This is a genomic window from Myxococcus sp. SDU36, from assembly GCF_030168875.1.
In the GTDB taxonomy this organism is placed as follows: Bacteria; Myxococcota; Myxococcia; order Myxococcales; family Myxococcaceae; genus Myxococcus; species Myxococcus vastator.
Genome location: NZ_CP077414.1, coordinates 4,453,870 through 4,480,046, shown reverse-complemented (window position 1 = coordinate 4,480,046; position 26,177 = coordinate 4,453,870). Strand labels below are relative to the sequence as shown.

Here is a 26,177-nt window from a genome sequence, read left to right as displayed (position 1 = left end):
GGCGTGTCTTCCTCAATCCCGTGAGTCGTCGTCGTCCACGAGCATCATCCCGTGCTTCGTGAGCAGCTTGCGCAGGTACACCCGGGCGATGCCCGCCTCGCGGGCCGCGCGGGAGATGTTCCGGTCGCAGCGCGCGATGAGGCCCTGGAGGTAGTCCCGCTCGAACACTTCGATGAGCCGCTCCTTGGCCTCCTTGAAGGGCAGCTCCGCGTCGAGCGCGGCTGGCGGCATCCGGGGCGAACCCGAGCGGGCCTCCATGGGCGGCAGGGTGTCCTCGCCCAGGTGGATGGCCTGCTCCACCACGTTGCGCAGCTCGCGCACGTTGCCGGGCCAGGGGTACTGGGCCAGCAGCGCGCGCGTCTGCTCGGACAGCGCGCTGGGCGGACGGTTCAGCCGCTCCAGCATGGCGTCGATGAGCAGCGGCAAGTCGTCCACCCGCTCCCGCAGCGGCGGCGGGACGACCTTGAGCACCGCCAGCCGGTGATAGAGGTCCTTGCGGAACCGGCCCTCCTGCACGGCCTGCTCCAGGTCGACGTGCGTGGCCGCGACGACGCGCATGTCCACCGTGCGGTAGTCGTTGGCGCCCACGCGCTTCACCTGCCGGCGCTCCAGCACGCGCAGGAGCCGGGGTTGCAGCTCCAGCGGCAGCTCGCCGATTTCATCCAGGAAGACGGTGCCCCCCTGGGCGCGCTCGAAGGCCCCGGCGCGCTCGCCGTGGGCTCCCGTGAAGGCGCCCTTCACGTGCCCGAAGAGCTCCGACTCCATCAGGGAGGGCGGAATCCCGGCGATGTCCACGATGATGAAGGGCCCACTGGCCCGCGGGCCTTCCTGGTGGAGCGCCTCCGCGCACAGCTCCTTGCCCGTCCCCGTCTCGCCCTGGACGAGCACGTCCCCGCCGCCCGCGGCCACCCGCTCCAGGACGGTGAACAGCTCGCGCATCTTCCCGCTGGCACCCACGAGCGCGCCGAAGCTCCGCCGCGAGGACAGCGGCATGGGCCGCTCCCGCGAATCCTCCGGCACCACCTTGAGCACGACGGTGCCCAGCGTCAGCGACGCCCCGGGCCGCACCTCCAGCGCGGTGAAGCGCACCCCTTCATGGAAGGAGCCGTTGCGCGAGCCCAGGTCCGTGGCCACCACCCGCTCGTCCGTCACCTCCAACTGCAGGTGCTGCCGGGACACGACGCGGTCCGTCAAGACGATGTCGCACGTCGAGGACGTGCCGAGCCGGACCACCCCCGGGCGCAGGACGTGGCTGTGTCCCGCCTGCTCCCCGGAGAGCACCAGCAGCTTCAACCGCAAGGGGCCGCGCCGCGCCACCGGGACGGGCGCCGTCTGGACCAGCGCGTCCACCTCCGTGTCCATGTCACCTGGGTTCACCACGGCGCGCAGGCTACCACCTCGCCCATGCGGGGGAGGGGGGTGACAACTGTTGTTGCCACCTGACAACCGCGGTTACCAGGCCCGCCGGAGCGCCACTCCGGGCGTCCTCCTCTGCCGCGCGCGCCTCGCCCCGGCACCGGAGGCGCTGGAGGGCCCTGGCACACCGACTGCAATGACCTGGCTCCGCATCGAGAACGACACCTCCGAACCGCCCACCCGCGATGTCTTGCCTTGAATGGCCAGACGCTTCGCGGGTGGGCTTGTTTGTTTTTGATTTGTGCCCGTTCCCCTCGGGTGCGCGCGGAAAACAAATAAAAACACCGCACGAAACACCGCGCATGTCCGACAGAGAATGTTCATGTAGTCAGCGCGCGGGGCTTTCGGTTGAAACAGCCACCTGCCCCCAATTCAAACCATTGTTGCAATCACTATCAGGAGTCACGACCATGAGCCTGTCCATCGCGAAGTCCATCCAGTGCAACGGCTTCTCCGGCAACACCCGCGGCTGCGGCCCCACGGACCGCTACCAGGCGGCCTACCAGTCGATGGACCCGTCCAAGGCGGCGCAGACGGTGCTCAAGCACTTCGACGCCATCGAGGGCGTGGGCATGAACGCCAGCGGCAAGGGCGCCGGGGACAACAACATCGGGACGTCGGAGCTCAAGCGCGTGGCGGACCCGAACAGCGGCTTCCCTCCCGAGGTCCGCGCCGCCGCGAAGTGGGTGCTCGACCATCCCATCGCCCTGCGCTCGCTGGACCAGGGCGCCAGCAAGGCCCATGGCGGCAACAACGAGGTGCACCTGAGCAAGGCGGACCTCCAGGCGCGCGCGGGCAATGCCTCGGACTGCGGGGCTCCGCAGCGGCCTGTCCTCCCGCAGCGTCCGCCGCTGTGCGGCTCCGGGTTCGGAGGAGGCTTCGGCGGCGGCTTCGGAGGAGGCTTCGGAGGCGGAGTCGGTGGCCCGGGCGGCCTGCCCAACCCGCACCGTCCCAACCTGCCGCCGCGGCTGGACCTGTGCGGCCCTTCGTCCGGCCCTCAGTCCCGCCCGCCCTTCGGCGCCAATCGCCAGCAGCCCATGGACGTCTACAAGGCGGCCCAGACGCTCAAGGACCACTTCCACTTCGCCGAGGGCGTGGGCATGAACGCCAGCGGCAATGGCGCCGGGGACAACAACATCGGCATGTCGGAGCTCAAGCGCGTGGCGGACCCGAGCAGCGGCGCGCCGAAGGAGCTCCGGGAGGCGGCGCAGTTCCTCATCAACCACCCCACGGCGCTGCGCTCGGTGGACCAGGGCGCCAGCAAGTCCAAGTCCAGCAAGGAGGTCCACATCAGCCTCCAGGACCTGGAGTCCTTCACGGCGAAGGCGCCCCGCCGCGAGACGCAGTCCAACCGCCTGGACCTGGCGCAGTTCATGGGCCGGGCGAGCATCTGGGGCTGAGTCCGCCCGCTGTCCCGGCTGCCCACCCGTCATGGGCCGCCGTGGTGCGCTGAAGGTGACTGGGAGCCGGGCCCTGGGGGGAGCCCGGCTTGCCACCTCCTGACACTGGCGCCTCCGGGGGGGAGGGCCCAGTGTCAGGGCATGGCAACCATCGACATCACCAAAGCCAACTTCAAGGAAATCGTCTCGAAGGAGGGAATCGTCCTCCTCGACTGGTGGGCCGAGTGGTGCGCACCGTGCCGCACCTTCGGGCCTGTGTTCGAACAGGCGAGCACGAAGAATCCGGACCTCGTCTTCGGCAAGCTCGACACCGACGCGGAGGTGGAGCTCGCGGGGGCTTTCGCCATCCGCTCCATCCCCACGCTGATGGTCTTCCGTGACGGCATCATGTTGTTCGAACAGGCGGGAGCGTTGCCGGCCAATGTGCTGGATGACCTCATCCGCCAGGTGCGCGCGCTCGACATGAACGAGGTGCGCCAACAGTTGGTGGAGCGCCAGGTACAGCAGGGCGCGCCGCCCCAGGCCTGAGACGGCACACCGCTGTCCAGCGAGAAGACGGGCGGAGCCTCCCGGGGGAGAGGCCTTCCGCCATGCCTTCGTTTCAGCTCAGGACCTGCACCTTGCCGTGGTCGTCGCAGTGGCCGTCGTGCGGGTGATGCAGGTGGCCGTCCACGAGATAGTCCATGTGGTCCCCGTGCGGCACGGCCACATGGCCACACGAGGGACCGTGGCGGTGCGTGGCTTCATGGGCACCACAGGCATGCTGCGGGGTGCATTGCGCGGGGTTGCGCGCGTCCTCGGAGAGGGTGCACTCGTCGGTGTGGTCCGAGTGCGGGTGGTGCAGGTGCCCGTCGTGCAGATAGTCCACGTGGTCCTGGTGCTGGATGGCGGGATGGCCACAGCCCTTGGCGTGGACGTGGTCATGGTGCGCGTGCATCTTGTGATTCATGGCAGCCTCCCTGGCGGCGGTGTCCGTGGAGGACACGGCGGGACGGTTGCCATCCAGGAAGGCCAGGACAAGCGCCTCCAGGACGCGCTCCGACCGCCGGACCAGCCCGTGTCCTTTGGACGCCGTCGGGCGCCTGTCTGCCGTGCGCCCGTCAGGGCTCTTGAGGCGCGGCGAGGAACGCCTTCAGCTCGGGGAGCACGCGCTCCGGATGCTCCTGGTGGGGGCTGTGGCCCGCGTCCAGGCGCAGGAGCCGGGCCAGGGGGAGGCGCCGCGCCGCCTGCTCGGCGATGGAGACGGGCAGGGTGTCCTCGCGCTCGCCCCAGACGAGCAGCACCGGCGCCGTCACGGCCTCGAGCTTCTCCATGCGGTGGAAGACAGGGCCGGCCAGGGGCACGAGCCGGTTGAAGGCCCGCGTGGCGTCGGGCCTGACACCCGGGCGGGCGAGCAGCTCGTACTCCAGGGCGCCCAGCCGCTCACCCAGCGGCGTCGGGGGCGGCGGCATCATCCGGGCCCAGGCCCAGGGCCCCAGCGAGCGCGCCAGCCGTTCGGGGCCGGCGCGGAAGAAGAGGCGGGCCTTGCGCGCCATCTCCGGACCCAGACCCATGGCATCTATCAGGGCCAGCCGCTCCACCGGCACTTGGCCGCGCAGCGCGAGCTCCAGCGCCACGAGCCCGCCCAGCGAGTGGCCCACCACGGCCACCGGGCCCGGGGCGAGCTGGGACAGCAGCGCCTCGATGGGGGCGGTGAAGAAGGTCGCCGCGTCCTCGCCGGTGGCCAGCGGGCCTTCGGGGGGGGATGACATGCCGAAGCCCGGCAGGTCCACCGCCAGCACGCGGTGTCCTCGGGCCAGGACCGTCAGGTAGGTGAACCACTGGGAGGCCGCGCCGCCCCGCCCGTGGAGCAGCACCACCGTGGGGCCGGCGCCCGCCTCCAGGACCCGGAGGGCCCCGCCGCCCGGCAACCAGTGAACCGTCGCGACCACCGCGGGGGCCAATTGGGCCAGCAGCGCGGCCTCCACCGGCCCCACCGAGGGGGCCCTCATGCCGGCTTCCTCGGCACCGCCGTCCGCCGGGAGTGGAACAGGGGTTGGCGTGGCGGCTGTGAGTGGTACATGGGGAAGACACTCCAGGAGGGGCGGACGGGCGGGCAACATACTGGAATGCGCGGCCCTCAGCGGTGTTGAGCCGGATACCCTGTAAACCCTAGGCTGCCCGCCGCCAGTCCGACACGAGGCGACATGAACACCGACATTCGCGCGCTCACCGAACGCGTGCAGCAGGAAAGCAGCTTCGTCGAGGTCCTCAACCAGGAAACCAGCAAGGTCATCGTCGGGCAGCGCTACATGCTGGAGCGCATCCTCATTGGCCTGCTGTGCAACGGACACGTGCTGCTGGAGGGCGTGCCCGGCCTCGCCAAGACGCTCACGGTGCGCACCGTGGCGGATTCGCTCAACGCCACCTTCATGCGCATCCAGTTCACCCCGGACCTGCTGCCCGCGGACGTGGTGGGCACCATGATCTACAACCAGCAGGCGGCGAACTTCACCGTTCGCAAGGGCCCCATCTTCGCCAACATCGTGCTCGCGGACGAAATCAACCGCGCCCCGGCGAAGGTGCAGTCCGCGCTCCTGGAGGCCATGGCCGAGCGCCAGGTCACCATCGGCGACCAGTCCTTCCCGTTGCCCACGCCCTTCCTGGTGCTGGCGACGCAGAACCCCATCGAGCAAGAGGGCACCTACCCGCTGCCCGAGGCGCAGGTGGACCGCTTCATGCTCAAGGTGAAGGTGGGCTACCCGACGCGTGATGAAGAGAAGGTCATCATGGACCGGATGTCCGGAGGCTCGTTGCCGCGCGCCCAGCGGGTCATCGACCTGCAGCACCTGGTCCGTGCGCGCGAGCTCGTCCACCACATCTACATGGACGAGAAGGTGAAGGAGTACATCCTCAACGTGGTGTTCGCCACGCGCGAGCCTGCCAAGTACGGCCTCAAGGATTTGGCGGACTACATCCAGTTCGGCGCCTCGCCGCGCGCCACCATCGCGCTGGCCCAGGCGGCGCGCGCGCACGCCTTCCTGCGCCACCGCGGCTTCGTCACGCCCGAAGACGTGAAGGCCATTGCCTTCGACGTGCTCCGCCACCGCGTCGCCATGACGTACGAGGCGGAGGCCGAGGACCTCACGCCGGAGAAGATCATCCAGCGTGTGTTCGACCGCGTCGAAGTCCCCTGACCCTTCCTCCCCGAGCCCGCCAGGCGCCCCGTGCTTCCCAAGGACCTCATCCGCCGCATCCGCAAGCTGGAGATTCGCACCCGCAAGGTGGTCTCCGACATGCTCGCCGGCCAGTACCACTCGGTCTTCAAGGGCCGGGGCATGGCCTTCTCCGAAGTGCGCCAGTACCAGCCCGGTGACGAGATTCGCATCATCGACTGGAACGTCACCGCGCGCATGGACGAGGCCTACGTCAAGGTCTTCACCGAGGAGCGCGAGCTGACGGTGATGCTGGTGGTGGACGTCTCCGCGTCGAAGGAGTTCGGCTCGCGCGAGCGCACCAAGTCGGAGATTGCCGCGGAGGTGGCGGCGCAGATTGCGTTCAGCGCCATCGCCAACAATGACAGGGTGGGGCTGGTCCTCTTCTCGGACCGGGTGGAGAAGGTGGTGCCGCCGCGCAAGGGCCGCACGCACGTGCTGCGGCTGGTGAGCGACATCCTCACGTTCCAGCCGCAGGGGCGGGGGACGGACCTGTCCGCGGGGCTCAACTACCTGACGCGGGTGGCGAAGCGGAAGGCGGTGACGTTCCTCATCTCCGACTTCCAGGCGCGCGACTACGAGAAGCCGCTGCGGCTGGTGGGGCGCAAGCACGACCTGGTGCCGGTGGTGGTGGCGGACCCGTTGGAGGAGGCCTTCCCCCGGCTGGGGCTGGTGGACATGGAGGACCCGGAGACGGGCGAGCGCTTCGTCGTCGACACCAGCGACCCGCGCGTGCGGGGACGCTTCGCCCGGGCCATGCAGGCCGCGCGCGACGAGCGGCGCAAGCTGTTCAAGAAGCTGGAACTGGACCACGTGGAGCTGCGCGCGGGTGATGACCACGGCAAGGCGCTGGCGAACTTCTTCCGCGCGCGGGCTCGGAGGATGGCGGCATGAACCGGCGCATCTCCTTGCTGGCGGTGTGGCTCGTGCTGGCGGCTCCGGCGTGGGCCCAGGCCCCTGCTCCAGAGGCCGCGACGACGGAGCAGGTCGAACCCCAGCACCTGTCCGTGCGGCTGGAGCCGCAGCAGGTCCGCATTGGCGACCCCTTCGTCTACGAGGTGGTCATCACCCATCCGAAGGACCACCGCTATGAGCTGAAGGTGCCCCAGGAGACGGGGGACTTCGAGTTCCTGGACCAGACGCGCCAGCGCCAGGACGGGTCGGACTCGGCGACCACCACCTTCCGGGTGCGGATGTCCGCCTTCGCCCTGGGCTCGGTGACGGTGCCGGCGCTGCCCTTCGACGTGGCCACGCCGGAGGGGCCCAAGGCGTTCACGGTGCCGGGCCGCGCGGTGGACGTGACGTCCACGTTGCCACCGGACGCGGACGGGCAGGGCGCGGACCTCTTCGACTACAAGCCGCCGGAGGAGGTGCCCATCCGTTCGTGGCGCCTGGTGCTCACGGTGCTGGGCGCGCTGGCCGCGGCGCTGCTGGCGTGGGTGCTCTTCCGCTGGTGGAGGAACCGGCCCAGGCACGTGGAGGTGGTGCCGGTGCTGCCCCTGGACGTGCGCACCCGCAAGGCGCTGGACGCGCTGAAGGCGGAGGATTTGCCCTCGCGCGGCCGGGTGAAGGACTTCTACTTCCGGCTGTCCGAAATCGTCCGTGGCTATCTGGGCGAGCGCTACGGCTTCGAGGCGCTGGAGTGCACCAGCTCCGAGCTGATGGCGTCGCTGCGGCGCATGTCCACGCCGGGCCTGCCAGAGGACAAGCTGATGCGCTTCGTGTCCGAGTCGGACATGGTGAAGTACGCGCGCGCGGATTCCTCGGCCGACGCCTGCCGCGACGCGCTGGCCTTCGGCTACTCGCTCATCGACACGACGTACGTTCCGCCACCGCCGCCCCAGGCTCCCGACAATGCCGCCGCTCCCCGCGTTCAATAACCCCGAGGCGCTCTGGGGGCTGCTGCTCGTGCCGCTGCTGCTCTGGCAGGCCTGGCGGGAGCGGCGCGCCCGCGCCACGCTGCGCTTCTCCGCGGCGCATGTCTTCGCCCGGAGTGGCCGCGGCCTGCGCACGTATCTGCTGCCGCTGCTGCCGCTGCTTCGCGTGGCGGCGGTGACGGCCGCGGTGCTGGCCATCGCCCGGCCGCAGGTGCGCGACTCGCGCGTGCGGGACTTGTCGGTGGAGGGCATCGACATCGTGGTGGCGTTGGACCTGTCCACGTCGATGGAGGCCGGCGACTTCCGTCCGCAGAACCGCATGCACGTCGCCAAGGAAGTGCTGAGCGAGTTCATCGCCAACCGGGTGAATGACCGCATCGGCCTGGTGGTGTTCGCGGGCGCGGCGTACACGCAGGCGCCGCTGACGCTGGACTACGGCGTGCTGAAGGAAGTGGTGAAGCAGCTGCGCACGCGCGTGCTGGAGGACGGCACGGCCATTGGCGACGCGCTGGCCACGTCCCTCAACCGCCTGCGGGACTCGGAGGCGAAGAGCCGGGTGGTGGTGCTCATCACCGACGGCGACAACAACTCCGGGAAGATTTCGCCCATGGACTCGGCGAACATGGCCCAGGCGCTGAGGGTGCCCATCTATACGATTCTGGTGGGCAAGGGCGGCAAGGTGCCCTTCCCGCAGGGCACGGACCTGTTCGGCAACACCGTGTGGCGCGACACGGAGATTCCCATCAACCCGGAGCTGATGCAGGACATCGCGGACCGCACCGGCGGCGAGTACTACCGCGCCACGGACCCGGAGCAACTGCGTGAGGGACTCCAGAAGGTGCTCGATTCGCTGGAGCGCTCGAAGCTGATGGAGGGCGGCGCCAGCGCCACCTACCGCGAGGAGTTCCATCCCTTCCTCCTGGCCGCCTTCGGCCTCGCCGCGCTGGAGTTGCTCCTGCGCGCCTCCTTCCTGAGGGTCTTCCCGTGACGCCCGTGGAACCCTGGCGCTTCACCGTGCTCGGTTACCAGGCGGGGCTCGCGCAGCCCCTGTTCCTGCTGCTGGTGCTCGTGGGCGTGACGTTGGGCCTGCTCGCGCTGGTGGGGGCGCTGCGGCGCCGCTCACGCGTGCGGGCGCTGCTGCATGAGCGCCACGCGGAGCGCTTCACGCCGGGCGTGTCGGTGTGGCGTCCGGCCACGCGGAGCGGGCTGTACGGCCTGGGGCTGGCGCTCTTCGGCTTCGCGCTGGCGCAGCCGCAGTGTGGCACCAAGAGCGAGCTGACGAAGCGGCGTGGCATCGACGTGGTGGTGGCGCTGGACGCCTCCAAGTCCATGCTGGCGCGGGACATCCAGCCCAGCCGCCTGGAGCGCGCGAAGCTGGAGCTGACCACGCTGCTGGACGAGCTGAAGGGCGACCGCGTGGGCCTGGTGGTGTTCGCGGGGGATGCGTTCATCCAGTCCCCGCTCACGTCGGACTACTCGGCGGTGAAGCTGTTCCTGCGCGCGGTGGACCCGGAGGTGATGCCTCAGGGCGGCACCAACGTGGGCGCGGCGCTGCGGCTGGCGCGGCAGGTGCTGGAGAACGCGGACCGCGGCTCGAAGGAGCGCGTGGTCGTCCTGCTGACGGACGGCGAGGACCTGGTGGGCGACGTGGGGGAGGCCACCGAGGCGCTGAAGGACGCGGGCGTGCAGGTGCTGGCGGTGGGTGTGGGCTCGGAGTCCGGTGAGCCCATCCCCGTCTTCGACCGGCGCGGCGCGTTCGTGGACTACAAGAAGGACGCTTCGGGGGAGACGGTGATTACGCGGCTGGACCGGGCGGGGCTGACGGCCATCGCCGAGGCCACCGGGGGCACCTTCTACTTCCAGCCCCGTGGCGTGGCCATGTCGCAGGTGGTGGAGCGCATCGACCAGATGCAGAAGAGTGAGCTGGAGAGCCGGGTGACGGTCCGCTACGACGAGCGCTTCCAGTCGTTCGCCATTCCGGGGCTGGCCTTGCTGGCGCTGGGCATGTTGCTGCTGCCGTCGTCGCGCCGGAGGCCGTCACCATGAGCGCCGCGAGGACGCGCGCGGCGCGGTGGTTGACGTGGGGCCTGGTGACGTCTCTGGCGCTGCCGTCGCCCGTGTGGGCCGCGGGGCCGCTGGAGCGGGACCACCCGCTGGTGGAGCAGGGCCGCGAGGCGTACACGGCGGGCCGCTTCGACGAAGCGCTGGAGGCGTTCGAGGCCGCGAAGAAGGAGCGCCCCAACGACGTCACGGTGGACTTCAACCGCGCGGACGCGATGGCCAAGCTGGGGCGCATCGCGGATGCGAAGGCGCTGTTCCAGTCGGTGACGGAGTCCAACCGCGCCGACCTCCGGCAGAAGGCCTGGTACAACCTGGGCAACCTGCATGCGACCACCGGAGACCGGCAGGAGGCGCTGAAGGCCTACCGGCGCGCGCTCACGCTGGACCCGCAGGACGTGCAGGCCCGTCACAACTACGAGGTGGTGCTGCGCAACCTGCCGCCGCCGCAGGACAAGGGCCAGGATGGCGGCACGGACGGTGGCAACGACGGCGGCAGTGACGGTGGGCGTCCGGATGCCGGCGAGGATGGCGGCACGAAGGGCGACGGCGGCACGCCCCAGGACGGTGGCACCGATGGTGGCTCGGACGGCGGCGCGGACGGCGGCGCGGATGGTGGCGCCAGCGATGGCGGCATGGACGGCGGCGCGGACGGCGGCGACGGCGATGGGGGCAGCGACGGCGGCTCCGACGGCGGCGCGGACGGCGGCGACCAGGGCCCGCCGGACAAGGGCGACGGGGGCGCGGACGGCGGCGCGGATGGTGGAGAGGACGACGGAGAGGGGGAGCCCCAGGACGGTGGCAGTGACGGCGGCAGCGCGGGAGAAGAAGACTCGGAGGAATCCGAGGCGGACGGTGGCTCCAGCGAGTCGGACCTGGACCGGCAGGAGGCGGAGCGCCTGCTGGATGCGATGAAGCAGAATGAGAAGAACCTCCAGCTCTGGCGGTTCCAGCAGAAGAAGAAGCAGAGGAAGCCGAATGAGAAGGACTGGTAGCGCCCTCGGCGTGGTGTTCGCCGTGTTCGCCCTGCTGGCCACCGCGCCGGCGTGGGCGGCCTCGGACGACCTCGATTTCTACCAGACGGCGGACCGTACAGAGGTGGGCACCGAGGACACCTTCCGCCTCACGGTGGTGGTGGTGGACGCGCCCGCCAACGCGCAGGTGAAGCTGCCGGAGTCGGAGGACTTCTCCGTCCTCTCCAGCTCGCGCAGCAGCCAGCGCTCCATCTCCCTGTCGGGCGGTGGCCCCGCCGTCATCCAGGACGTCACGCGGCACGTGTTGGTGATGCGGGCCAACCGCGCGGGACGGCTCAAGGTCCCACCGTCGCAAATCACGGTGCGCGGCAAGACGTACCGCACGCAGCCCGTGGAGTTGACGGTCAAGGCCGGCCGGGTGGGCGGAGCGCCGCCCGGGCAGGCGGGGCGTGGGAGGGACCGGCAGCCGGACCCCTTCTCCAGCATCCAGTCGCAGATGCAGCAGATGGAGGAGGCCTTCGGCGACATGGCGGAGGTGGACCGGCCCACGATTCCGCGTGGGGACTCCGACCTCTTCCTGCGCGCCAGCCTGGACCGGGACACCGTGTACGTGGGCGAGCAGGTGACGCTGTCGCTCTACATCTATTCGCGCGTGGACCTGTCCAGCGTGGACGCCGTCACCATGCCCAAACTGGAGGGCTTCTGGACGGAAGAGGTGGAGAGCCCCACGCAACTGTCGGGCGAGCAGCGCGTGGTGGACGGCATCCCGTACCGCGCCTACCTGCTGCGCCGCCGCGCCATCTTCCCGGTGAAGTCCGGCACGCTGCCCATCACCGCCGCGGAGGCGGACATCACCACCGGCTTCCTCTTCGCCGGCCACCGCGTGCACCGGGTGTCCAACGCGCTCAAGGTGAAGGTGAAGCCGCTGCCGCCCGGGGGGCCGCAGGACATGCCCAACGCGCACGTGGGCAACTGGCGGCTGTCCATGGACGTGTCCCAGACGCGCGTGGAGCTGGGCCAGCCCGTCACGGTGAAGGTCAGCCTGGAAGGGGTGGGGAACGTGAAGAACGTCACGCCCCCCGCGCTGAAGGGCCCCGCCGCGCTCAAGATTTATGACCCCACCACGACGGACAAAGTGTCGCCGCAGCGCCACCGCGTGCAGGGGCGGCGGGTGATGGAGTACCTGGTGATGCCACAGCGCACGGGCAGCTTCACGCTGCCCGCGCTGGAGTTCACCTACTTCGACCCGCGCGCGCGCAAGTATGAGGTGGCGCGCACCGACCCGGTGACGATTACGGTGGAGGCGGGCGCGGGAGGCGCATCATCCATCGCCTCGGCGTCGCCTCAGGCTTCGTCGGACCAGGCCAACGAGCAGAAGAACGTGCTGACGGCGGGAGGCTTGCGGCCGGTGCGCTACCAGGCGCGCTTCGAGGCGCCGGGCGTGCCCGTGTGGCAGCGGGGCTTCTTCGTCCCGGCGGTGCTGGCGCCGCTGGGGCTGCTGCTGGGCGTGGCGCTGATTGGCGGCGTGCGCGGGCGGCTGGCGCTGCGCACCGAAGCGGGGCGTGGACGTCAGCAGGCGAAGGCCGCGCGCAAGCGTCTGGCGGATGCGGAGAAGCTCCAGTCCAGCGCGGACGTGGGGGCCTTCTACGGCGAGGTGGAGAAGGCGCTGCACGGCTTCCTGGAGGCGCGGCTGGGGATGCCGGTGGTGGGCCTCACCCGTGAGGTGCTCGCCGAGAAGCTGACGGCGGCGGGCGCGGACACGGAGCGGCGCGCCAAGGTGCTCTTCGTGCTGGAGGCGTGCGACTTTGGGCGCTACGGCGGCGGGGGAAATCCCGCCGAGCGACAGAAGGTGATGGACGCCGCCGCGGCGGCCATGGAGGGCTGGGCGTGAGCGGCTACTACACGCCGGAAGAGGCGCAGGACATCTTCCTCAAGGCCAACGAGGCCTACGCGCGCGAGGACTACGCGGCGGCCAAGGAGGGCTACGAGAAGCTGCTGGCGAACGGCCAGGGCGGCCCCGACGTGCTCTACAACCTGGGCACCACGCACCTGGCGCAGGGCGACCTGGGCCGCGCGGTCCTGGCGCTCGAGCAGGCCCGGAAGGAAGGGGGCCAGGCTCCGGATTTGACAGCCAACCTCGCGGTGGCCCGGGCGCGTCAGGTGGACAAGGTGGTGGGCGCCACCGCGGAGGACGCCTTCCTGCCTCGCGTCGCGGCGGCCACGGACGGCCCGGTGGTGGCGTGGACCTTCCTGGGCACCTGGGTGGCGGCCTTCGTCCTCGTGCTGCTCTGGCGGTTGCTGGGGCGGGGCCGGCGCACGGCGGTGGGCGTGCTGGCGGTCCTGCTCTTCGCGGTGGCGGTCCCGTCAGGGCTGCTGGTGGCCACGCACGCCTACGTGGGGGCCACGGTGCACGAGGCCGTGGTGCTGGCGCCCACGCTGGTGGCGCGCGAGCTGCCTCAGCCCGGCGCCCGCTCGATTTTCGAGGTGCACGCTGGCCTCAAGGTGCGCCTGCTCGAAGAGACGGGCCGCTTCGTCCGCATCCGTCTGCCCAACGGCCTGGAGGGCTGGACCGAGCGGGAAGGCGTGGCCGAAATCTGAGGTCGCGCGCGGAGTGTGGGGACGCGAAAACCTGGAAATGTCCGCCATTTGGAGGGTAGACTGCCTCCGGAGGGACGGCGGGTATTGCCAGGAGGTCGTGGCCCTGTGTTTTCGGTCGAGGCACTCGTTGGCAAGAACCGGCTGGTCATCCGCCTCTGGGGTGTCGTCACAGAGGAAGAAGCACTCCAGATTGGCGATGCGTCGCTGCGCGCGCTCGAGCGGCTCCGGCCGGGCCTCGACATCCTGTCTGACCTGACGGGCGTGACGGCGCTTCCAGAGTCGGGTTCTGGGCAGATTGAGCGCGTCGTTGAAGCGGCCCGGGTCCGCGGCTTCCGCCGGGTGGTGCGCGTGGTGGGGCGCTCCGCCATGGCGGCGGTGCGGTTCCAGCGCAGCAGCCGGAACGTGGGGCACGAGGCCTACCTGGCCTTCTCCCTCGAAGAGGCGGAGCAACTGCTGGAAGTCGGCTGGCCGTGAGCCACCATGGCTACGCCGGCCTGTCAGCCCTCCTAATCGAAAAGCAAGGCATCCAGTGTGTGTCCGGCTTACGTATGGGGGAGGTGGGTGCCATTGCACAATCCGTTGCATCCTCCCTGGTGCGGCTACGCCCCGGAGGGCTATACCGCGCGCGGCGGGTGGCACTGGCATCGTGTTTCGTCCGGAGAACCATGGCTGGCAATTCCCAGGCACCCTTCCACATCCTCCTCGTCGAGGATGAGCCGGTCATCCGGGAGCTGGTGCGCTCCATGCTGAGTGACGGCACCGTGGAGGTGGTGTGCGCCGCCACGGGGCTGGAGGGCCTGAAGCTGGCCAAGAGCCAGACGTTCCACCTCATCCTGATGGATGTGGTGTTGCCGCAGCTGGACGGTATCTCCGTGTGCCGCATCCTCAAGGGGGACCCGGCCACCGCGGGGGTGCCTCTCTACATGCTCACCGCGAAGGCGAAGCGCTCCGACATGGAGAGCGCCACCCAGGCGGGGGCGGACGGCTACATCCACAAGCCCTTCCGCGGCGCCGAGCTGATGGCGCTGGTGGAGCGGCTGCGCGAAGCGGGGCCGAAGCCGGAACTGCCCTGAGTCAGGGCAGGCGCGGGTGGAGGTAGCGCGCCAGGGCGATGAGGTCGTCCCAGTCCAGCTCGCCGAACTCCAGCGCCACACCGTCCACCTCGCGGCGGCGAATCTGGCAGGTGGTGATGATTTCCCGCTCTCCGGGCAGCGGCACCGCGATGGTGAGCTCCCGCGCGGTGTCGGCCGGGTGGGCCATCAGGAACAGGCCCGCCATGGACACGTCCCGGGCGCGCACCATCACCGAGCGTCCCTTGAGGAGCACCTTCACGGGGAGGTTGGCGTCGACGCGCGGGTGAAAGCGCTCGGCAATCTGGGGGCCGCCATCGGTCGTCCTCACCGCGTTCTCCTCTTCTCCACACAACAGGGTGCAACAACTCTGAGGCACTCTGGAGCGGACGCAAGTTTCCAGTCACGGCCGCCGTCCAGCCTCCCGGACGCTCCTCCCGGTCCGCGGAGCGCTTCCGGACCCGCCCTGGCGGCTCAACGCCTGGGATTGCCGGGGGTTAGCGCTGGCACGACGGCTGAACTGGGGCCGGGCAACTCTCCGCAGGAGGCTGCCCGTGTCCAATGACAGTCGGATTCCCACGCTGACCATCACCCATACGGTTCCGCGTCAGACGCCGCAGAACGACTTCGGCACGGTGCTGGCGCGCGCGGCGAACGAGGTGGTGCGCTCGGGCGCGGGCCTGGTGGGCGGCATGATTCCGGGGGGGCCCATCGTCAGCGCGGCCGTCTCGAGCATGAAGACGGTGGTGTCGGCGGTGGCGCCCAAGGCGTCGGCGGCGGGGATGCCCGCCACGGCGGAGACGGGGGGCGCGGGGGCCGCGGCGGGCAATCAGGAGGCGTGGGACCTGCTGGAGGCGCAGAAGGTGCTCGCCGCGGAGGGCCAGAAGTTCAACATGGCCTACCTGCAGCTCCAGAACGAGATGCAGAAGGAGAGCCGCGAGCACACCGCCGTCTCCAACATCATGAAGGTCCGCCACGACTCCGCGAAGGCGGCCATCAACAACATCCGCTGAGGAGCGACACCAGCCATGGCCATGGACACGTTGGGGCCGGTGGGAGGAGTGGGCGCGTCGCCCGCGGTGGAGCCCAGCCGGGAGCGATTCAGCAAGGTGTTGGATGAGGTGACGGGGCCCGCGAAGAGCCCTGGGGTTCCGGTGGCCACGGAGGGGCCTTCGAAGCCCGCGCCCACGGCGGCGCCGCGGGGTGTCTCCCGGGCCGAGGGCGTGGGCCCCGCCGCGCCGGGCTGCGCGGACGTGAAGCCGGGCACCCGGGTGGACTCGGTGCAGGCGGCGCGAGCGCAGCAGGCGGCGCAGGTGCTGGACAGGGTGGGGCAGGCGCAGAAGCGGTTGGACCACATCCTTCAGCTGGCGCAGTCCGGCCGCAGCTTCACGCCCGCGGAGTTGCTCGCGTTGCAGGCCCATGTCTACCGGGCGAGCCAGGAGCTCGACCTCGCCGGCAAGGTCGTCGAGAAGGCGACCGGCGGCGTCAAGCAGGTCCTCCAGACCCAGGTTTGAGGAGCACCCGATGCATTCGCTTTTCCGTCGCGCTGTCTTCGTCCTCCTGCTCGTGAGCGTCACGGCCTGCCGCGAGCGCATCCAGCATGGCCTGGATGAGCGGCAGGCCAACGAGCTTCAATCCGTGCTCGTCGAGCGAGGGCTCGACGCGCGCAAGGTCCCCGAGGCGGGCAAGAAGCCCGCGTGGTCCATCGAGGTGGCGGATGAGCACGCCTCGGACGCGGTCCGCATCCTGTCGGAGCTCGGGTTGCCCAGGCCGAAGGAGGAGGTGGGGTGTGACGTCTTCGGCGGAGGCGGGCTGGTGCGCACGCCGTTGGAGGAGAGCGTCTGCCGCGTGAGGGTGATGGAGCGGAGCCTGGAGAAGACGCTCCAGTCGGTGGAGGGGGTGCTGCTGGCGCGCGTCCACCTGGTGGTGCCCGCGCCGCCGAGAGTGGGACAGGCCCCGGGTCCATCCAAGGCGTCGGCCATGCTTCGCGTGGCGCCGGGCAATGCGGCACGGGTGCGGCAATCCTCCGAGACGTTGAAGGTCCTCCTCTCGGGGGGGGTGGAGGGCCTGTCGCCGGAAGCCGTCTCGCTGTTGGTGGACGAGGTCTCCACCCGAGTAGAGGCTCCGACGGGGGTGGGCGTGTCGCCGCTGACCCGACTGCGAGCCCTCCTGGCGGTGCTGGGCCTCATGGTGACGGGCCTGTCGGTGGCGCTGGTGCTGGTGACGCTCCGGATGCGGCACTACCGCGACCGGCCGCCGACTCCGTCCGCGTCGCCTGGACCCGCGCGGCCCGTGTTGTCACCCGGACCGGCGCGGAAGGTGGCGTGAACGGTCCATGGAGCGCGAACGCATGGAGGTGACACGCGTGGGGCGCAAGCCCCGGCCCGGCCGGAGCTCCGCGTCCGTCAAGGCGGCCGCGCCGACCGAGGAGGTGCCCCGTCTCGTGGGCCCCTTGCCGATTCCACTCGAACGCCTCGCGCTCGTCGCGTGGGTGCTGGGGCGGGAGCGGGCGGGCGCCTTGCTGGGCGAACTGGGCGAGGAATCCGCGGTCCGTGCGCGGGAGCACCTCCAGCGGCTGTCCGCGCTGCCCTCCGCGCAGCGGCAGGCGAAGGTGGCGGTGGAGTTCGGAGAGCGAGCTGATGCCGCTGCCCGGTTGCGGCGCCTCATGACTGACGCGCCTCCCATGCTTCGCCGGGAAATCTTCCGGCGCCTGCCGCCGTACCACCGGACCTTGTTTCCCGATGCGAGTCTGGCGCCGCAGGCGTCAGAGGCGCCTCCCGCGCTGGAGGCGCTGGCCGAGCGCCTGATTCGCGAGGCCACGCGCTGAGTCTGTCCGCGGCGCCGTCCCGGCCCGCGTACCCGGCGTCCCGCGCGCGGATGCCATGCCCTCCCAACCCCGCGACTCCACGAACCCGGCCCCTGGCGGAGGGCCTGCACAGGTGGGGTGCGTCCCGATGCAGCAGCGGAGCCATGGATGAAGACCCGTATCGAACACGCCTCAAGCCGGAAGGTCCGCCCCTTGCGCCGCTTGGGAAGGCGCCGGCTGACTCGGGCGCACCTCGTGCTCGCGGAGCGGCCCCAGGCCGCGAGCCTCGGGCGGAGTGCGCTAGAGGCGGTGACGACGGCCCTGACGCGCGAGCTCGGCTGTTCGGTGCACGCGGAGGCCCGCATCCTGGAGTCGGTCGTCTCACCGTCGGCCGGACTGGGCGAGCCCGCGATTTTCGCGCTGCTGGAGCTGTCGGCGGTGGGGGGCACGGCGGTGTTGGAGCTGGAGCCCGCGCTCGCTTTCATGGGGCTGGAGCGCATCGCTGGCGCGGGGCAGCGGCCCGGCGTGGTGACGGAGTTGGCCCGGTTGGAAGAGGCGACGCTGGCCTATGTCCTGCTGGTCGCGCTCTCCGCGGTGCGGGCGGCGGGCGGGGCAGCTCCGTGGCTGGGGCCGCGGCTCGCGGGCGTGACGATGTCCAGGTCGGACGTGGTGGCGCGCCTGGACCCACGCGAGCCGCTGGTGGGCATCGAGCTGATGGTGACGGTGGCCGAGTCGCGCGCGGGCGCGCGGCTGCTGCTGCCGGCACAGGTGGTCCAGACGGTGTTCCAGGCGCTTCCGGTGGAGCGGGCGTCGGGCATCTCGGCAGAGGTGCTGGCCGCCTCGCTGGAGGCCCGGTGTCTCGTAGGCCAGACGCCGCTGCCCGCGAACGCGGTGGACGCGCTCGTGGAGGGGGACGTCGTCGTCTTCGAAGGCGTGCGCAAGCAGTCCGGCCAGCTCTTCGGGCCGGGGCGGCTGGTGACGCGCGGATTCGCGCTCTCGGGAGACTTCCTCGCCGAGGGCTTTTCACTGACCCGCGCGCAGGGGCGCGGGATTCCCCAGGAGTCGGACATGGTGGCCGTGAACAAGCAGGAGGAGGGCATGCCTCCGCTACCCGTGGATGTGGAAATCGAGCTGACGCGGGTGATGATTCCCCTGTCGGAGCTCGCGGCGCTCAAGCCGGGCGCGCTGCTCCCCCTGCACATCAACGCCAGTGAGCCGGTGGTGCTGCGCGTGGGAGACCGCGCGGTGGCCCGCGCCGAGTTGGTGGAAATCGAGGGCGAGGTCGGCGCCCGCGTCCTGGCGTTGCTGCCGTGAGTCCCGTCATGAATGCACAGCGTCTCGTACATTCGCCGCGCGCGCGCTTGCTGTTGGCGGGGGCATTGGTGCTCGGATTGGCGGTGCTGGGCCCGGTGGCTGGGGTGTCCACCACGGTGGCCGCGCGGTGGCTGCTGGGCGTCGTGGCGCTGGCCGTGCTGGGGTGGTGGTTGCACCGGCGGGGCGCCGTCGTCACGGGCGCAGCCACGGCGCCACGGCTGACGGTCGTGTCGCGAGCGGGGCTGTCGCAGCGGTGTGGTGTGGCGCTCGTGGAGGTGGATGGGCGCGGCTACCTGGTGGCCTTTGGTGACGCGTTCGCGGAGATTCGCGAGACGGCATCACCGGCGCCGGAGTTCGGCCGTGTCCTGGCGCAGGCCCGGCGGCCCATGCCCACGCCTCGCACGATTCGGGGCAGGAGGGAGGGGCCATGAGCCACGGCTTGCTGGGAGCGCTCCTGCTGGTTCCCGCCGTGGCCGCCGCGGCGGAGAGCTCGCTGGCGCGGATGTCGTACGCGGGCAGTCCCCTGTCGATGATGGGCATGCTCGCGGTGATGTCACTGCTGCCGTTCGCGGTGCTGATGCTGACGAGCTTCTCGAAGATTGCCGTCGTGTTGTCGCTGGCCCGCTCGGCCATGGGCACGCAGCAGGCGCCGCCCACCATCGTGCTGACGGGCCTGGCGGCGGTGCTCACCGGGCACATCATGGCCCCGGTGATGGAGCGCATGTACGACGCGGGGCAGGTGGCCTACGCCGAGGTTGCGTCGGGCTCCGGCGCGGAGATGCTCTCCGCGGCGAGCCGGGTGTCGGAGCCGCTGCGCGCCTTCCTTGTCAAACACGGGAGCGCTGAGGAACGAGCGCGCTTCGTGGACCTGGCGCGCGAGCTGCGGCCGGTGGCGGAGATGGACGCGGTGCGGGAGACGGACCTCTTCGTCGTCATTCCGGCCTTCGTCATCACCGAGCTGAAGGAAGCCTTTCAGATTGGCTTCCTCGTCTTCCTCCCGTTCCTCGTGCTGGACATGGTGATTGCCAACGTGCTGCTCGCGTTGGGCATGCAGACGCTGTCACCCAGTCAGGTGAGCCTGCCCTTCAAGATTCTCCTCTTCGTCGCCGTGGATGGCTGGTCGCTGCTCGCGCGGGGCCTCATCCTCGGCTACCGGTGACGCCATGACTCAGGACGTCTTCCTCACCCTGGGACGTGAGGCCCTGCTGTTGATGGTGATGGCGTCGCTGCCGCCGATTGGCGCGAGCCTGGTGGTGGGGTTCTTGTCGAGCCTCTTCCAGGCCACCACCCAGCTTCAGGAGTCCACGCTGTCGGTGGTGCCCAAGCTGTGCGCGGCGGTCCTGGCGCTGGTCCTCGCCGGGCCCTGGATTGCCGGGCAGCTCACGCGGTTCACCCACCAGCTCCTGATGCTCATCTCCGAGGTCGCGGCATGAACCTGGAGCCGCTTCGCGCGTGGCTCGAGTCACTGGGGCCGGACATCGTCGTGGTGGCGCTGTGTGCCGCGCGGCTGCTGCCCATGACGTTCCTGTGTCCGCTGCTGGGCGGGCAGGCCACGCCGACGACGGTCCGACTGGCCTTGGTGCTGTCCCTGTCGCTCTTCCTCCGGGTGGAGGCGGGCGTGGCACTCGAGGCGCCCGTGACGTCCTCGGTGGTCCTGGGAGGCCTGGTGATTCGCGAGCTGCTCTACGGCACGTCCGTGGGGCTGGTCGCGGCACTCCCGTTCGATGCCGCGCGCATGGGGGGCCGCTTCATCGACCTGCTTCGTGGCACCTCCGCCGAGGCGAGCCTGCCCCTGGCGGGGAGTCGTGAGTCCGCGGCAGGGGAGGGGCTCTACCATCTGCTGGTGGCGCTGGTCGTCTCTGGCGGCATGTGGCCGCTCGTCACCTCCAGCGTGCTGCGCGGGTTCGGCGTGGTGAAGCTCGGCGCCTTCGTTCCCACCGAGGCGGCCACGCTGCAGGTCGTCCTGCTGGCGGGCGCGGCCATGGCCACGGGGCTGGCGGTGGGGGCACCCATCGCGGCGGCGGTGCTGACCGTGGACTGTTTCCTGGGCATGGCCTCGCGAGCGGCGCCGCAGGTGAATCTGCAGGAGGTGGGGGCGCCGCTGAAGATTCTGGGCGGGGGCGCCTTGCTGTGGCTGGGGACGGGCGTGCTGTGTGAGCGGCTGCTGGCGGGCGTGCTGTCCGTGGAAGGCGCGCTGTCGCTGCTGGGGGAGGTGGCGCGGTGAGTGGGGAGAAGTCGGAGAAGCCCAGCGCGAAGCGCCTTCGTGAAGCACGGCGCAAGGGACAGCTTCCCCGCAGCCGTTTGCTGAACGCCAGCGCGGTGACGGCGGGTGGCTTGTTCGGGCTCACGGCGGCCGCTCCTGTGGGCATGGCGAGGCTCCAGGCCTGGGCCGAGCACCTCTTCCTGGGACAGCAGGACCTTGGGGCGTGGCAGGAAGGACTCTGGATTGCCGCGCGCTTCTGTGGCCCGGTGCTGGGAGGCGCGTTCGCCGCTGCGTTGCTCGTGTCCGTGGCCACGGTGGGCCTGGATGCCGACCTCCAGCATGTTGCGCCGAAGCTGGAGCGCATCAGTCTCGTGGCGGGCGTGCAGCGGCTCTTCAGCTGGCGCCCCTGGGTGGAGCTGGCGAAGACGCTGCTGATTGTCTGCCTCGTAGGGGCGCTCGTCTGGAGCGATTCGGAGGAGGCCGCCCCGGATGCGATGAAGACCGCGTGGCTGGGTGGTACGGAGGGCCTGCGCCTGGTGGTCGCGCACGTGTCCGGGCTCGCGAGCCGGCTGGCCTGTCTGATGGTGGTGCTGGGCGTGGGGGACTACGCGCTGGCCTGGCGGCGCCACATCAAGGACCTGATGATGACTCGCGAGGAGCTGAAGCGCGAGTACAAGGAGAGCGAGGGCGACCCGAGGCACAAGGGCCAGCGGAAGGCCCTGCATCGTCAGCTCGCGCAGGGCGGTGCGGCACGTGGGGTGCAAAAGGCGACCGCCGTGGTCGTCAACCCCACGCACATCGCGGTCGCGCTCCGCTACGACGTCGACGAATGTGAGGCGCCCTACCTCGTGGCGAAGGCCCGGGAAGGGGATGCGCTCGCCCTGCGGGAGCAGGCACGCCGGCTCGGCATTCCGGTGGTGCGGGACATTCCCCTGGCACGCAGCCTCATCCACTACGACGTGGGCGAGCCCATTCCGGAGGAGCTGTACCAGGCGGCGGCGGTCGTCCTGCGCACGGCGATGGAAGCGCGGGAGTTGGACGGCCATCCACGGAGACAGACGTCATGAACCCCCTCATGAAGGTATTGCTGAAGGCCCGAAGCTCCTCGGACGTGGTGCTGGCGGTCGCCATGGCCGCGATTCTGGGCGCGCTCATCATCCCCTTGCCCGCGTGGCTCCTGGACGCGGGGCTCGCCGTCAACCTGGCGGCGGCGGTGGCCCTGCTGGTGTCCGCGCTGCGTGCTCGGGACGCGTTGCAGGTGACGTCGTTCCCCACGCTGTTGCTGTTCACCACGCTGTTCCGGCTGGCGCTCAACGTGTCCTCCACCCGGCTCGCGCTCGCGGAGGGGCACGCGGGAGCCGTCATCGAGGCCTTCGGCGAGTTCGTCGTCCGAGGCGACTACGTGGTGGGCACGGTGGTGTTCGCCATCCTCACGCTGGTGCAGTTGCTGGTCGTCACCAAGGGCGCGGAGCGTGTGGCGGAGGTGTCCGCGAGGTTCACGCTGGACGCGATGCCCGGCAAGCAGATGTCCATCGACGCGGACCTGCGCGCGGGCGCCATCGACCAGACGCAAGCCCGACGTCGACGGCGTGACCTGGAGCGCGAGTCACAGATGTTCGGCGCCATGGACGGCGCGATGAAGTTCGTGAAGGGTGACGTGATTGCGGGCCTGGTCATCGTCGCGGTGAACCTGCTCGGAGGAACCGTCATTGGGGTGCTGCAGGGCGGCATGCCCCTGGCCGAGGCGGCGTCGACCTTCGCGCTCATCGCGATTGGTGACGGGCTGGTGTCCCAGGTCCCCTCGCTGTGCATCGCCGTGGCCGCGGGCCTCGTCGTCACCCGGGTCGCCTCGGAGAAGGAGGACGACACGCTGGGGGCGGAGATTGGCGCCCAGTTCTTCGGAGAGGCGCGGACGCTCTGGGTGGTGGCGGGCCTGTGTGTCGCGCTGGCCCTCATGCCGGGAATGCCGCACGTGACGTTCCTGCTGCTGGCGGGAGGTCTGGGCGGGCTGGGCCACGTGCTGAGCCGGCCGGGTGTTTCGAAGGTCGAAGAGAAGGCCGGCGCGCCCGCGGAAGGCGTGGCGCCTGGCGCGGCGGGGGCGCCACCGGAGAGTGCCTCGTCGCCCGTGGGGGTCTCCCCGCTCACGCTGGACCTGGCGCTGGACCTGACGGTGCTGGCGGAAGCGGAGGGCTCCGCCTTCGTCCACAAGACGTTGAACGGCGTGCGGGATGAGCTGTTCTTCGAGCTGGGGGTTCGGGTGCCAGGCCTCCGGGTGCGCACGCAGGCCGCCTACCTGGGCCCGGGTGAGTACCGCGTCCTGGTGGATGAAGTCCCGGCGGGCGGAGGGCAGGTGCTGCCCGAGGCGCTCTACGCGCTGGCGCCTCCGGACGAGCTGGCATTCCTTCAGGTGAGCGCGGAGGCCGCGACGGAGCCCTCGAGTGGGAAGGTCATCAGCCGCATTCCAGAGTCGGCTCGCGTCCTCCTGGAGACGGCGCAAGTGCCGCTGCGGCGTCCGGGGGAGCTGGTCGCGGACCACGTGCGCGCCATCCTGCGGGTCCGCGCCGCGGACCTGCTGGGGCTGCAGGACGTCCAGGGACTGCTGGAGGGACTGGAGACGCAGGCGCCCGTGCTCGTGAAGGAGGCGCTGCAGAAGGTGCCGCTGCCGCTGCTCACGGACGTGCTGCGCAAGCTGCTCCAAGAGGGCGTCAGCATCCGGGACTTGCGAGCCATCCTGGAGGCGCTGGTGTCGCCGACGACGGAAGGGGATGCCGTCGCGCTCGCGGAGCGCTGCCGGCAGGCGCTGCGGCGTTACCTCAGCCACAAGTTCGCGCCCACCGGGCCGCTGTATGCGTACCTCGTGGACCCGGAGGTGGAAGAGGTGCTGCGCGGCATGGGCCCGCGAGGGCTGGCGCCCGACCCGGAGCGGGTGGCGGAAATCCTCGAAGGCGTGCGTCAGGTGGCCACCGAGGGACGGGCCGTGCTGCTCACCGCTCCGGATGTCCGGCGGCCCCTGCGCAGGCTGTGCGAGGGCGCGTTCCCGGAGGTCGCGGTGCTCACCTATGGCGAGCTGGACGGAGCCCTGCAGATTCGCCCCATCGGCCGGCTGTCACCGGTGGCGGTGGGGCGCTGACGGAGGTGGGCCTAGAGCCCCGTTCCCGTGTTGCCCGGTCCCTTGCTTTCGGGAAGCGAGGGCAGCTCCGTCTGGGCCTGCTGAGGCGCCGGACGGTTGACGCGGTCGCGCAGCTCCTTGCCCGTGCGGAAGAGCAGGCCGCGCTTGGGCTTCACCGGGATGACCTGACCCGTCTTCGGGTTGCGGCCCTGGTAGCCCTGGTAGTTCTTCACGTGAAAGGCACCGAGCCCGCGAATCTCGATGTTCTCTCCGCGGCAGAGGGCATCCTTCATCGACTCGAAAATCGTCTCGACGGTGGCCTCAGCCTGCTTCTGCGTCACGCCCCTCTTGGCCACGAGGATGTTGATCAGATCGGACTTGAGCATCGGACGCTCCCGCAAACCCGGTGACCCCTTGGAAACAGGGCGCTCTGGCCCGTGGTCGAATCCTGAAAACATAACAGAACACTTCCTTCGTGCAAGCAGGGTGAGCTTCCAACCACCCAGAACCTCTACGGATTTCCCCCCGCGGCCACCCTGGGCGGTGGTGCGGGAGCTGGCTCGGCCAGTCCTGGGCGGAGCGGCACCACCAGGTCCAGCCATCGGGTGCGACGTAGCAGGTCGACACCGGCGCAGTCAGCTGCCTGGAAGAGGGGTTCCATCTGTTCGAAGCCAAGCGCCCGTGGCCCGCTCCAGCCCTCCGCGCCGCCGGTGAGCATCACACCGTGCACGGCAAGCGTGGTGTCCGCCAGCGTGAGGGCAGCCGGGTCCTTCGAGGGACGCAGGCCCCCTTTGCGGAGGCGCTCCAGCAGCCCGGCGGCCACCATGCGGTCGACGACCTCGTGGACAAGCGACTCGGGGACGCGCAGCCGCGTCGCCAGCTCACGGGGCGAGGGAGGCTGCAGTCCGTCCACCCAGGCCAGGGTGGCCTCCTGGGCGACGCGGGCGGCGACCAGCTCGTGCGCGCGCGGGTGGCTCCCAAAGGCGAAGAGGGAGTGCCGGAAGGCGGTGTGTTCCACGGCATAGGAGAGCCGGGCGCCAAAGAGCACCAGCAGCCAGCTCACGTAGACCCAGGCCAGGAACAACGGGAGCGCGCCAAGCGAGCCGTAGAGGGGGTTGTACTGGAAGCTGCGCTCCGCGAACGCGGCGTACACCTGCTTGGCGAACGTCCACCCCAGGCCGGCCACCAGTCCTCCGGCGAGCGCGGACCGGACGCGGACATGCGCATAGGGCGTCCAGTAGTAGAGCAGCGTGAGGCTCGTCACCGTGACGAGCGTGGTGCCCAGCAGGATGAAGGCGTTGGCGTAGGGCGCGTGGCTCTGCAGGAAGACGCGGACCTTGCCCGTTCCGGAGAAGGACAGCGCGAGGAAGAAGGGCCCCACGAGCAGGAGGCCCGAGTAGATGAGCAGCCGGATGCGCCACGGCCGCTGCCGCCGGATGCCCCACAGCTCGTTGACGGCGCCGTCGAGCTGCCGCAACAGCGAGCCGGCGGACAGCAGCACCGCCAGGAAGCCCACGCTGCCCATGGCGACGGTGTGCGTGGGGTTCAGGAAGCGGTCGAGGAACTGGGAGGACTTGCCGCGGACCCCGGGGTTGAGCACCTCGCTGACGACGAAGCGCAGCTTCTCCTTGAACTCCTCCTGGTGGAAGGCGGTCAGCAGCACCAGCGCCACCGTCAGGAGGGGCACCAGGGAGAACATGCTGACGTAGGTCAGCGCTGCGGCCCGGAGCCGGAGGTTCTCCCCGCGGAAGCCCTGGGCCACCGTCTTCGCGGCCAGGAAGGTGTCCGTCGCGAACAGCCCCACGGGCGTGTGCTGCACGGGCGCCCAGAGCCGGGTGGCCTGGGCGGACAGCCGCTCACGGAGGTGACGGAGCCAGGGCAGGGGCGTCAGCTTCACCAGTTCCCTCACGAGGCCCGGCCGCGCCAGGCGCGGGCCTGACCAAGGCGGAGGGAGCGTGGCCCCAGGTGGGGCGATACGTGCTCGGAGCGTGAGGACATCATCCGTGTGACATGGCTGGCCCGTGAGGCGGGAGCCGCCTTGGGACATAGACGCTCACGCTAGCGAATCCACGGCCGCCAGGGCCAGCCCACCCCGGTTCGAGGTAGCTGGCCAGCGTACACAAGCCGACACGGTGCGGGGCTTCGTGTGCACCGGCCA

Annotated in this window: 29 protein-coding genes; 23 read left to right on the top strand and 6 right to left on the bottom strand. The window is 70.5% G+C overall.

The features are described 5' to 3' along the window. Window positions 1-12 precede the first annotated feature (12 nt). Complete coding sequence (locus KGD87_RS17615; protein ID WP_284668551.1) at window positions 13-1,362, bottom strand: sigma 54-interacting transcriptional regulator; 1,350 nt, start codon at window positions 1,360-1,362, stop codon at window positions 13-15. A gap of 464 nt (window positions 1,363-1,826) precedes the next feature. Between KGD87_RS17615 and KGD87_RS17610 the strand changes: the two genes are divergently transcribed. After that, on the top strand, window positions 1,827-2,816 hold the full coding sequence (locus KGD87_RS17610) for a hypothetical protein (RefSeq protein ID WP_284668550.1): 990 nt from the start codon (window positions 1,827-1,829) through the stop codon (window positions 2,814-2,816). Window positions 2,817-2,957: 141 nt separating this feature from the next. After that, window positions 2,958-3,344, top strand: a complete 387-nt coding sequence (locus KGD87_RS17605) for a thioredoxin family protein (protein WP_284668549.1) — start codon at window positions 2,958-2,960, stop codon at window positions 3,342-3,344. Window positions 3,345-3,417: 73 nt separating this feature from the next. Here KGD87_RS17605 and KGD87_RS17600 read toward each other — a convergent pair whose 3' ends face one another. Together KGD87_RS17600 and KGD87_RS17595 are read right to left on the bottom strand one after the other, a co-directional pair. Then, the gene (locus tag KGD87_RS17600; protein ID WP_284668548.1) at window positions 3,418-3,765 is read right to left on the bottom strand and encodes a hypothetical protein; all 348 of its coding nucleotides are present in this window, start codon (window positions 3,763-3,765) and stop codon (window positions 3,418-3,420) included. 151 nt (window positions 3,766-3,916) lie between these two features. Continuing rightward, a complete protein-coding gene (locus KGD87_RS17595; protein WP_284668547.1) occupies window positions 3,917-4,807 on the bottom strand; it encodes an alpha/beta fold hydrolase in 891 nt (296 codons plus the stop codon). A gap of 195 nt (window positions 4,808-5,002) precedes the next feature. Between KGD87_RS17595 and KGD87_RS17590 the strand changes: the two genes are divergently transcribed. The 10 genes from KGD87_RS17590 (at window position 5,003) to KGD87_RS17545 (ending at window position 14,590) form a co-directional block, all read left to right on the top strand. After that, window positions 5,003-5,992 (top strand): AAA family ATPase, encoded by a 990-nt coding sequence (locus tag KGD87_RS17590; RefSeq protein WP_284668546.1) that lies wholly within the window; start codon window positions 5,003-5,005, stop codon window positions 5,990-5,992. 30 nt (window positions 5,993-6,022) lie between these two features. Beyond that, on the top strand, window positions 6,023-6,904 hold the full coding sequence (locus KGD87_RS17585; RefSeq protein ID WP_176418126.1) for a DUF58 domain-containing protein: 882 nt from the start codon (window positions 6,023-6,025) through the stop codon (window positions 6,902-6,904). Further along, on the top strand, window positions 6,901-7,890 hold the full coding sequence (locus KGD87_RS17580; RefSeq protein WP_284668545.1) for a BatD family protein: 990 nt from the start codon (window positions 6,901-6,903) through the stop codon (window positions 7,888-7,890). Before KGD87_RS17585 ends, KGD87_RS17580 begins: the two co-directional genes overlap by 4 nt. Continuing rightward, window positions 7,865-8,875, top strand: a complete 1,011-nt coding sequence (locus KGD87_RS17575) for a vWA domain-containing protein (RefSeq protein ID WP_163780150.1) — start codon at window positions 7,865-7,867, stop codon at window positions 8,873-8,875. Before KGD87_RS17580 ends, KGD87_RS17575 begins: the two co-directional genes overlap by 26 nt. Further along, window positions 8,872-9,933 (top strand): VWA domain-containing protein, encoded by a 1,062-nt coding sequence (locus tag KGD87_RS17570; protein ID WP_284668544.1) that lies wholly within the window; start codon window positions 8,872-8,874, stop codon window positions 9,931-9,933. Before KGD87_RS17575 ends, KGD87_RS17570 begins: the two co-directional genes overlap by 4 nt. Continuing rightward, window positions 9,930-10,940 (top strand): tetratricopeptide repeat protein, encoded by a 1,011-nt coding sequence (locus tag KGD87_RS17565; protein WP_284668543.1) that lies wholly within the window; start codon window positions 9,930-9,932, stop codon window positions 10,938-10,940. The genes KGD87_RS17570 and KGD87_RS17565 overlap by 4 nt, the downstream gene beginning before the upstream one ends. Next, window positions 10,924-12,810, top strand: coding sequence for a BatD family protein (locus tag KGD87_RS17560; protein ID WP_284668542.1), 1,887 nt, complete (start codon window positions 10,924-10,926; stop codon window positions 12,808-12,810). Before KGD87_RS17565 ends, KGD87_RS17560 begins: the two co-directional genes overlap by 17 nt. Then, complete coding sequence (locus tag KGD87_RS17555; RefSeq protein WP_284668541.1) at window positions 12,807-13,517, top strand: tetratricopeptide repeat protein; 711 nt, start codon at window positions 12,807-12,809, stop codon at window positions 13,515-13,517. Before KGD87_RS17560 ends, KGD87_RS17555 begins: the two co-directional genes overlap by 4 nt. Before the next feature lie 105 nt (window positions 13,518-13,622). Beyond that, complete coding sequence (locus KGD87_RS17550; protein WP_284668540.1) at window positions 13,623-13,991, top strand: hypothetical protein; 369 nt, start codon at window positions 13,623-13,625, stop codon at window positions 13,989-13,991. Window positions 13,992-14,182: 191 nt separating this feature from the next. Then, window positions 14,183-14,590 (top strand): response regulator, encoded by a 408-nt coding sequence (locus tag KGD87_RS17545; RefSeq protein WP_163780138.1) that lies wholly within the window; start codon window positions 14,183-14,185, stop codon window positions 14,588-14,590. Between the two features lies 1 nt (window position 14,591). Here KGD87_RS17545 and KGD87_RS17540 read toward each other — a convergent pair whose 3' ends face one another. Next, on the bottom strand, window positions 14,592-14,918 hold the full coding sequence (locus KGD87_RS17540) for a PilZ domain-containing protein (protein ID WP_163780136.1): 327 nt from the start codon (window positions 14,916-14,918) through the stop codon (window positions 14,592-14,594). Window positions 14,919-15,141: 223 nt separating this feature from the next. Here KGD87_RS17540 and KGD87_RS17535 point away from each other — a divergent pair, with 223 nt between their 5' ends. From KGD87_RS17535 to KGD87_RS17485, 11 genes are all read left to right on the top strand, one after another. Continuing rightward, window positions 15,142-15,600, top strand: a complete 459-nt coding sequence (locus KGD87_RS17535; protein WP_284668539.1) for a hypothetical protein — start codon at window positions 15,142-15,144, stop codon at window positions 15,598-15,600. A 15-nt stretch (window positions 15,601-15,615) separates the two neighbouring features. Continuing rightward, window positions 15,616-16,101: an ATP-dependent helicase HrpB gene (locus KGD87_RS17530; RefSeq protein WP_284668538.1), complete on the top strand. Its 486-nt coding sequence runs from the start codon at window positions 15,616-15,618 to the stop codon at window positions 16,099-16,101. A gap of 10 nt (window positions 16,102-16,111) precedes the next feature. After that, the gene (locus tag KGD87_RS17525) at window positions 16,112-16,915 is read left to right on the top strand and encodes a flagellar M-ring protein FliF (protein WP_284668537.1); all 804 of its coding nucleotides are present in this window, start codon (window positions 16,112-16,114) and stop codon (window positions 16,913-16,915) included. Window positions 16,916-16,922: 7 nt separating this feature from the next. Further along, entirely contained in the window at window positions 16,923-17,414 is a 492-nt protein-coding gene (locus KGD87_RS17520; RefSeq protein ID WP_284668536.1) for a hypothetical protein, read from the top strand. Window positions 17,415-17,561: 147 nt separating this feature from the next. Further along, window positions 17,562-18,707 carry a type III secretion system cytoplasmic ring protein SctQ gene (sctQ, locus tag KGD87_RS17515; protein ID WP_284668535.1) on the top strand — a complete coding sequence of 382 codons (1,146 nt, stop codon included), beginning with the start codon at window positions 17,562-17,564 and terminating at the stop codon, window positions 18,705-18,707. 8 nt (window positions 18,708-18,715) lie between these two features. Then, the gene (locus tag KGD87_RS17510; protein WP_284668534.1) at window positions 18,716-19,138 is read left to right on the top strand and encodes a flagellar biosynthetic protein FliO; all 423 of its coding nucleotides are present in this window, start codon (window positions 18,716-18,718) and stop codon (window positions 19,136-19,138) included. Next, complete coding sequence (sctR, locus tag KGD87_RS17505) at window positions 19,135-19,866, top strand: type III secretion system export apparatus subunit SctR (protein WP_284668533.1); 732 nt, start codon at window positions 19,135-19,137, stop codon at window positions 19,864-19,866. The genes KGD87_RS17510 and sctR overlap by 4 nt, the downstream gene beginning before the upstream one ends. Window positions 19,867-19,870: 4 nt before the next feature. Then, window positions 19,871-20,140, top strand: a complete 270-nt coding sequence (locus KGD87_RS17500) for a flagellar biosynthetic protein FliQ (RefSeq protein WP_011555600.1) — start codon at window positions 19,871-19,873, stop codon at window positions 20,138-20,140. Continuing rightward, the gene (locus tag KGD87_RS17495; protein ID WP_284668532.1) at window positions 20,137-20,931 is read left to right on the top strand and encodes an EscT/YscT/HrcT family type III secretion system export apparatus protein; all 795 of its coding nucleotides are present in this window, start codon (window positions 20,137-20,139) and stop codon (window positions 20,929-20,931) included. The genes KGD87_RS17500 and KGD87_RS17495 overlap by 4 nt, the downstream gene beginning before the upstream one ends. Next, entirely contained in the window at window positions 20,928-21,977 is a 1,050-nt protein-coding gene (locus tag KGD87_RS17490; protein ID WP_284668531.1) for an EscU/YscU/HrcU family type III secretion system export apparatus switch protein, read from the top strand. The genes KGD87_RS17495 and KGD87_RS17490 overlap by 4 nt, the downstream gene beginning before the upstream one ends. Continuing rightward, complete coding sequence (locus KGD87_RS17485) at window positions 21,974-24,040, top strand: flagellar biosynthesis protein FlhA (protein WP_284668530.1); 2,067 nt, start codon at window positions 21,974-21,976, stop codon at window positions 24,038-24,040. The genes KGD87_RS17490 and KGD87_RS17485 overlap by 4 nt, the downstream gene beginning before the upstream one ends. 11 nt (window positions 24,041-24,051) lie before the next feature. Here the strand turns inward: KGD87_RS17485 and KGD87_RS17480 are convergent, their stop codons facing one another. Then, the gene (locus KGD87_RS17480; RefSeq protein WP_163782702.1) at window positions 24,052-24,405 is read right to left on the bottom strand and encodes an HU family DNA-binding protein; all 354 of its coding nucleotides are present in this window, start codon (window positions 24,403-24,405) and stop codon (window positions 24,052-24,054) included. 125 nt (window positions 24,406-24,530) lie between these two features. Beyond that, the gene (locus KGD87_RS17475) at window positions 24,531-25,916 is read right to left on the bottom strand and encodes a YhjD/YihY/BrkB family envelope integrity protein (protein WP_284668529.1); all 1,386 of its coding nucleotides are present in this window, start codon (window positions 25,914-25,916) and stop codon (window positions 24,531-24,533) included. Window positions 25,917-26,177 lie beyond the last annotated feature (261 nt).

Bases quoted from the DNA above. Each gene is read 5' to 3' on its own strand.
- KGD87_RS17580 (WP_284668545.1), top strand. From the start codon at position 6,901: ATGAACCGGCGCATCTCCTTGCTGGCGGTGTGGCTCGTGCTGGCGGCT.
- KGD87_RS17510 (WP_284668534.1), top strand. From the start codon at position 18,716: ATGAATGCACAGCGTCTCGTACATTCGCCGCGCGCGCGCTTGCTGTTG.
- KGD87_RS17545 (WP_163780138.1), top strand. From the start codon at position 14,183: ATGGCTGGCAATTCCCAGGCACCCTTCCACATCCTCCTCGTCGAGGAT.
- KGD87_RS17590 (WP_284668546.1), top strand. From the start codon at position 5,003: ATGAACACCGACATTCGCGCGCTCACCGAACGCGTGCAGCAGGAAAGC.
- KGD87_RS17495 (WP_284668532.1), top strand. From the start codon at position 20,137: ATGAACCTGGAGCCGCTTCGCGCGTGGCTCGAGTCACTGGGGCCGGAC.
- sctR (WP_284668533.1), top strand. From the start codon at position 19,135: ATGAGCCACGGCTTGCTGGGAGCGCTCCTGCTGGTTCCCGCCGTGGCC.
- KGD87_RS17560 (WP_284668542.1), top strand. From the start codon at position 10,924: ATGAGAAGGACTGGTAGCGCCCTCGGCGTGGTGTTCGCCGTGTTCGCC.
- sctQ (WP_284668535.1), top strand. From the start codon at position 17,562: ATGAAGACCCGTATCGAACACGCCTCAAGCCGGAAGGTCCGCCCCTTG.
- KGD87_RS17595 (WP_284668547.1), bottom strand. From the start codon at position 4,807: ATGAGGGCCCCCTCGGTGGGGCCGGTGGAGGCCGCGCTGCTGGCCCAA.
- KGD87_RS17480 (WP_163782702.1), bottom strand. From the start codon at position 24,405: ATGCTCAAGTCCGATCTGATCAACATCCTCGTGGCCAAGAGGGGCGTG.
- KGD87_RS17485 (WP_284668530.1), top strand. From the start codon at position 21,974: ATGAACCCCCTCATGAAGGTATTGCTGAAGGCCCGAAGCTCCTCGGAC.
- KGD87_RS17600 (WP_284668548.1), bottom strand. From the start codon at position 3,765: ATGAATCACAAGATGCACGCGCACCATGACCACGTCCACGCCAAGGGC.
- KGD87_RS17615 (WP_284668551.1), bottom strand. From the start codon at position 1,362: ATGGACACGGAGGTGGACGCGCTGGTCCAGACGGCGCCCGTCCCGGTG.
- KGD87_RS17605 (WP_284668549.1), top strand. From the start codon at position 2,958: ATGGCAACCATCGACATCACCAAAGCCAACTTCAAGGAAATCGTCTCG.
- KGD87_RS17610 (WP_284668550.1), top strand. From the start codon at position 1,827: ATGAGCCTGTCCATCGCGAAGTCCATCCAGTGCAACGGCTTCTCCGGC.
- KGD87_RS17520 (WP_284668536.1), top strand. From the start codon at position 16,923: ATGGAGCGCGAACGCATGGAGGTGACACGCGTGGGGCGCAAGCCCCGG.
- KGD87_RS17575 (WP_163780150.1), top strand. From the start codon at position 7,865: ATGCCGCCGCTCCCCGCGTTCAATAACCCCGAGGCGCTCTGGGGGCTG.
- KGD87_RS17565 (WP_284668543.1), top strand. From the start codon at position 9,930: ATGAGCGCCGCGAGGACGCGCGCGGCGCGGTGGTTGACGTGGGGCCTG.
- KGD87_RS17530 (WP_284668538.1), top strand. From the start codon at position 15,616: ATGGCCATGGACACGTTGGGGCCGGTGGGAGGAGTGGGCGCGTCGCCC.
- KGD87_RS17525 (WP_284668537.1), top strand. From the start codon at position 16,112: ATGCATTCGCTTTTCCGTCGCGCTGTCTTCGTCCTCCTGCTCGTGAGC.
- KGD87_RS17500 (WP_011555600.1), top strand. From the start codon at position 19,871: ATGACTCAGGACGTCTTCCTCACCCTGGGACGTGAGGCCCTGCTGTTG.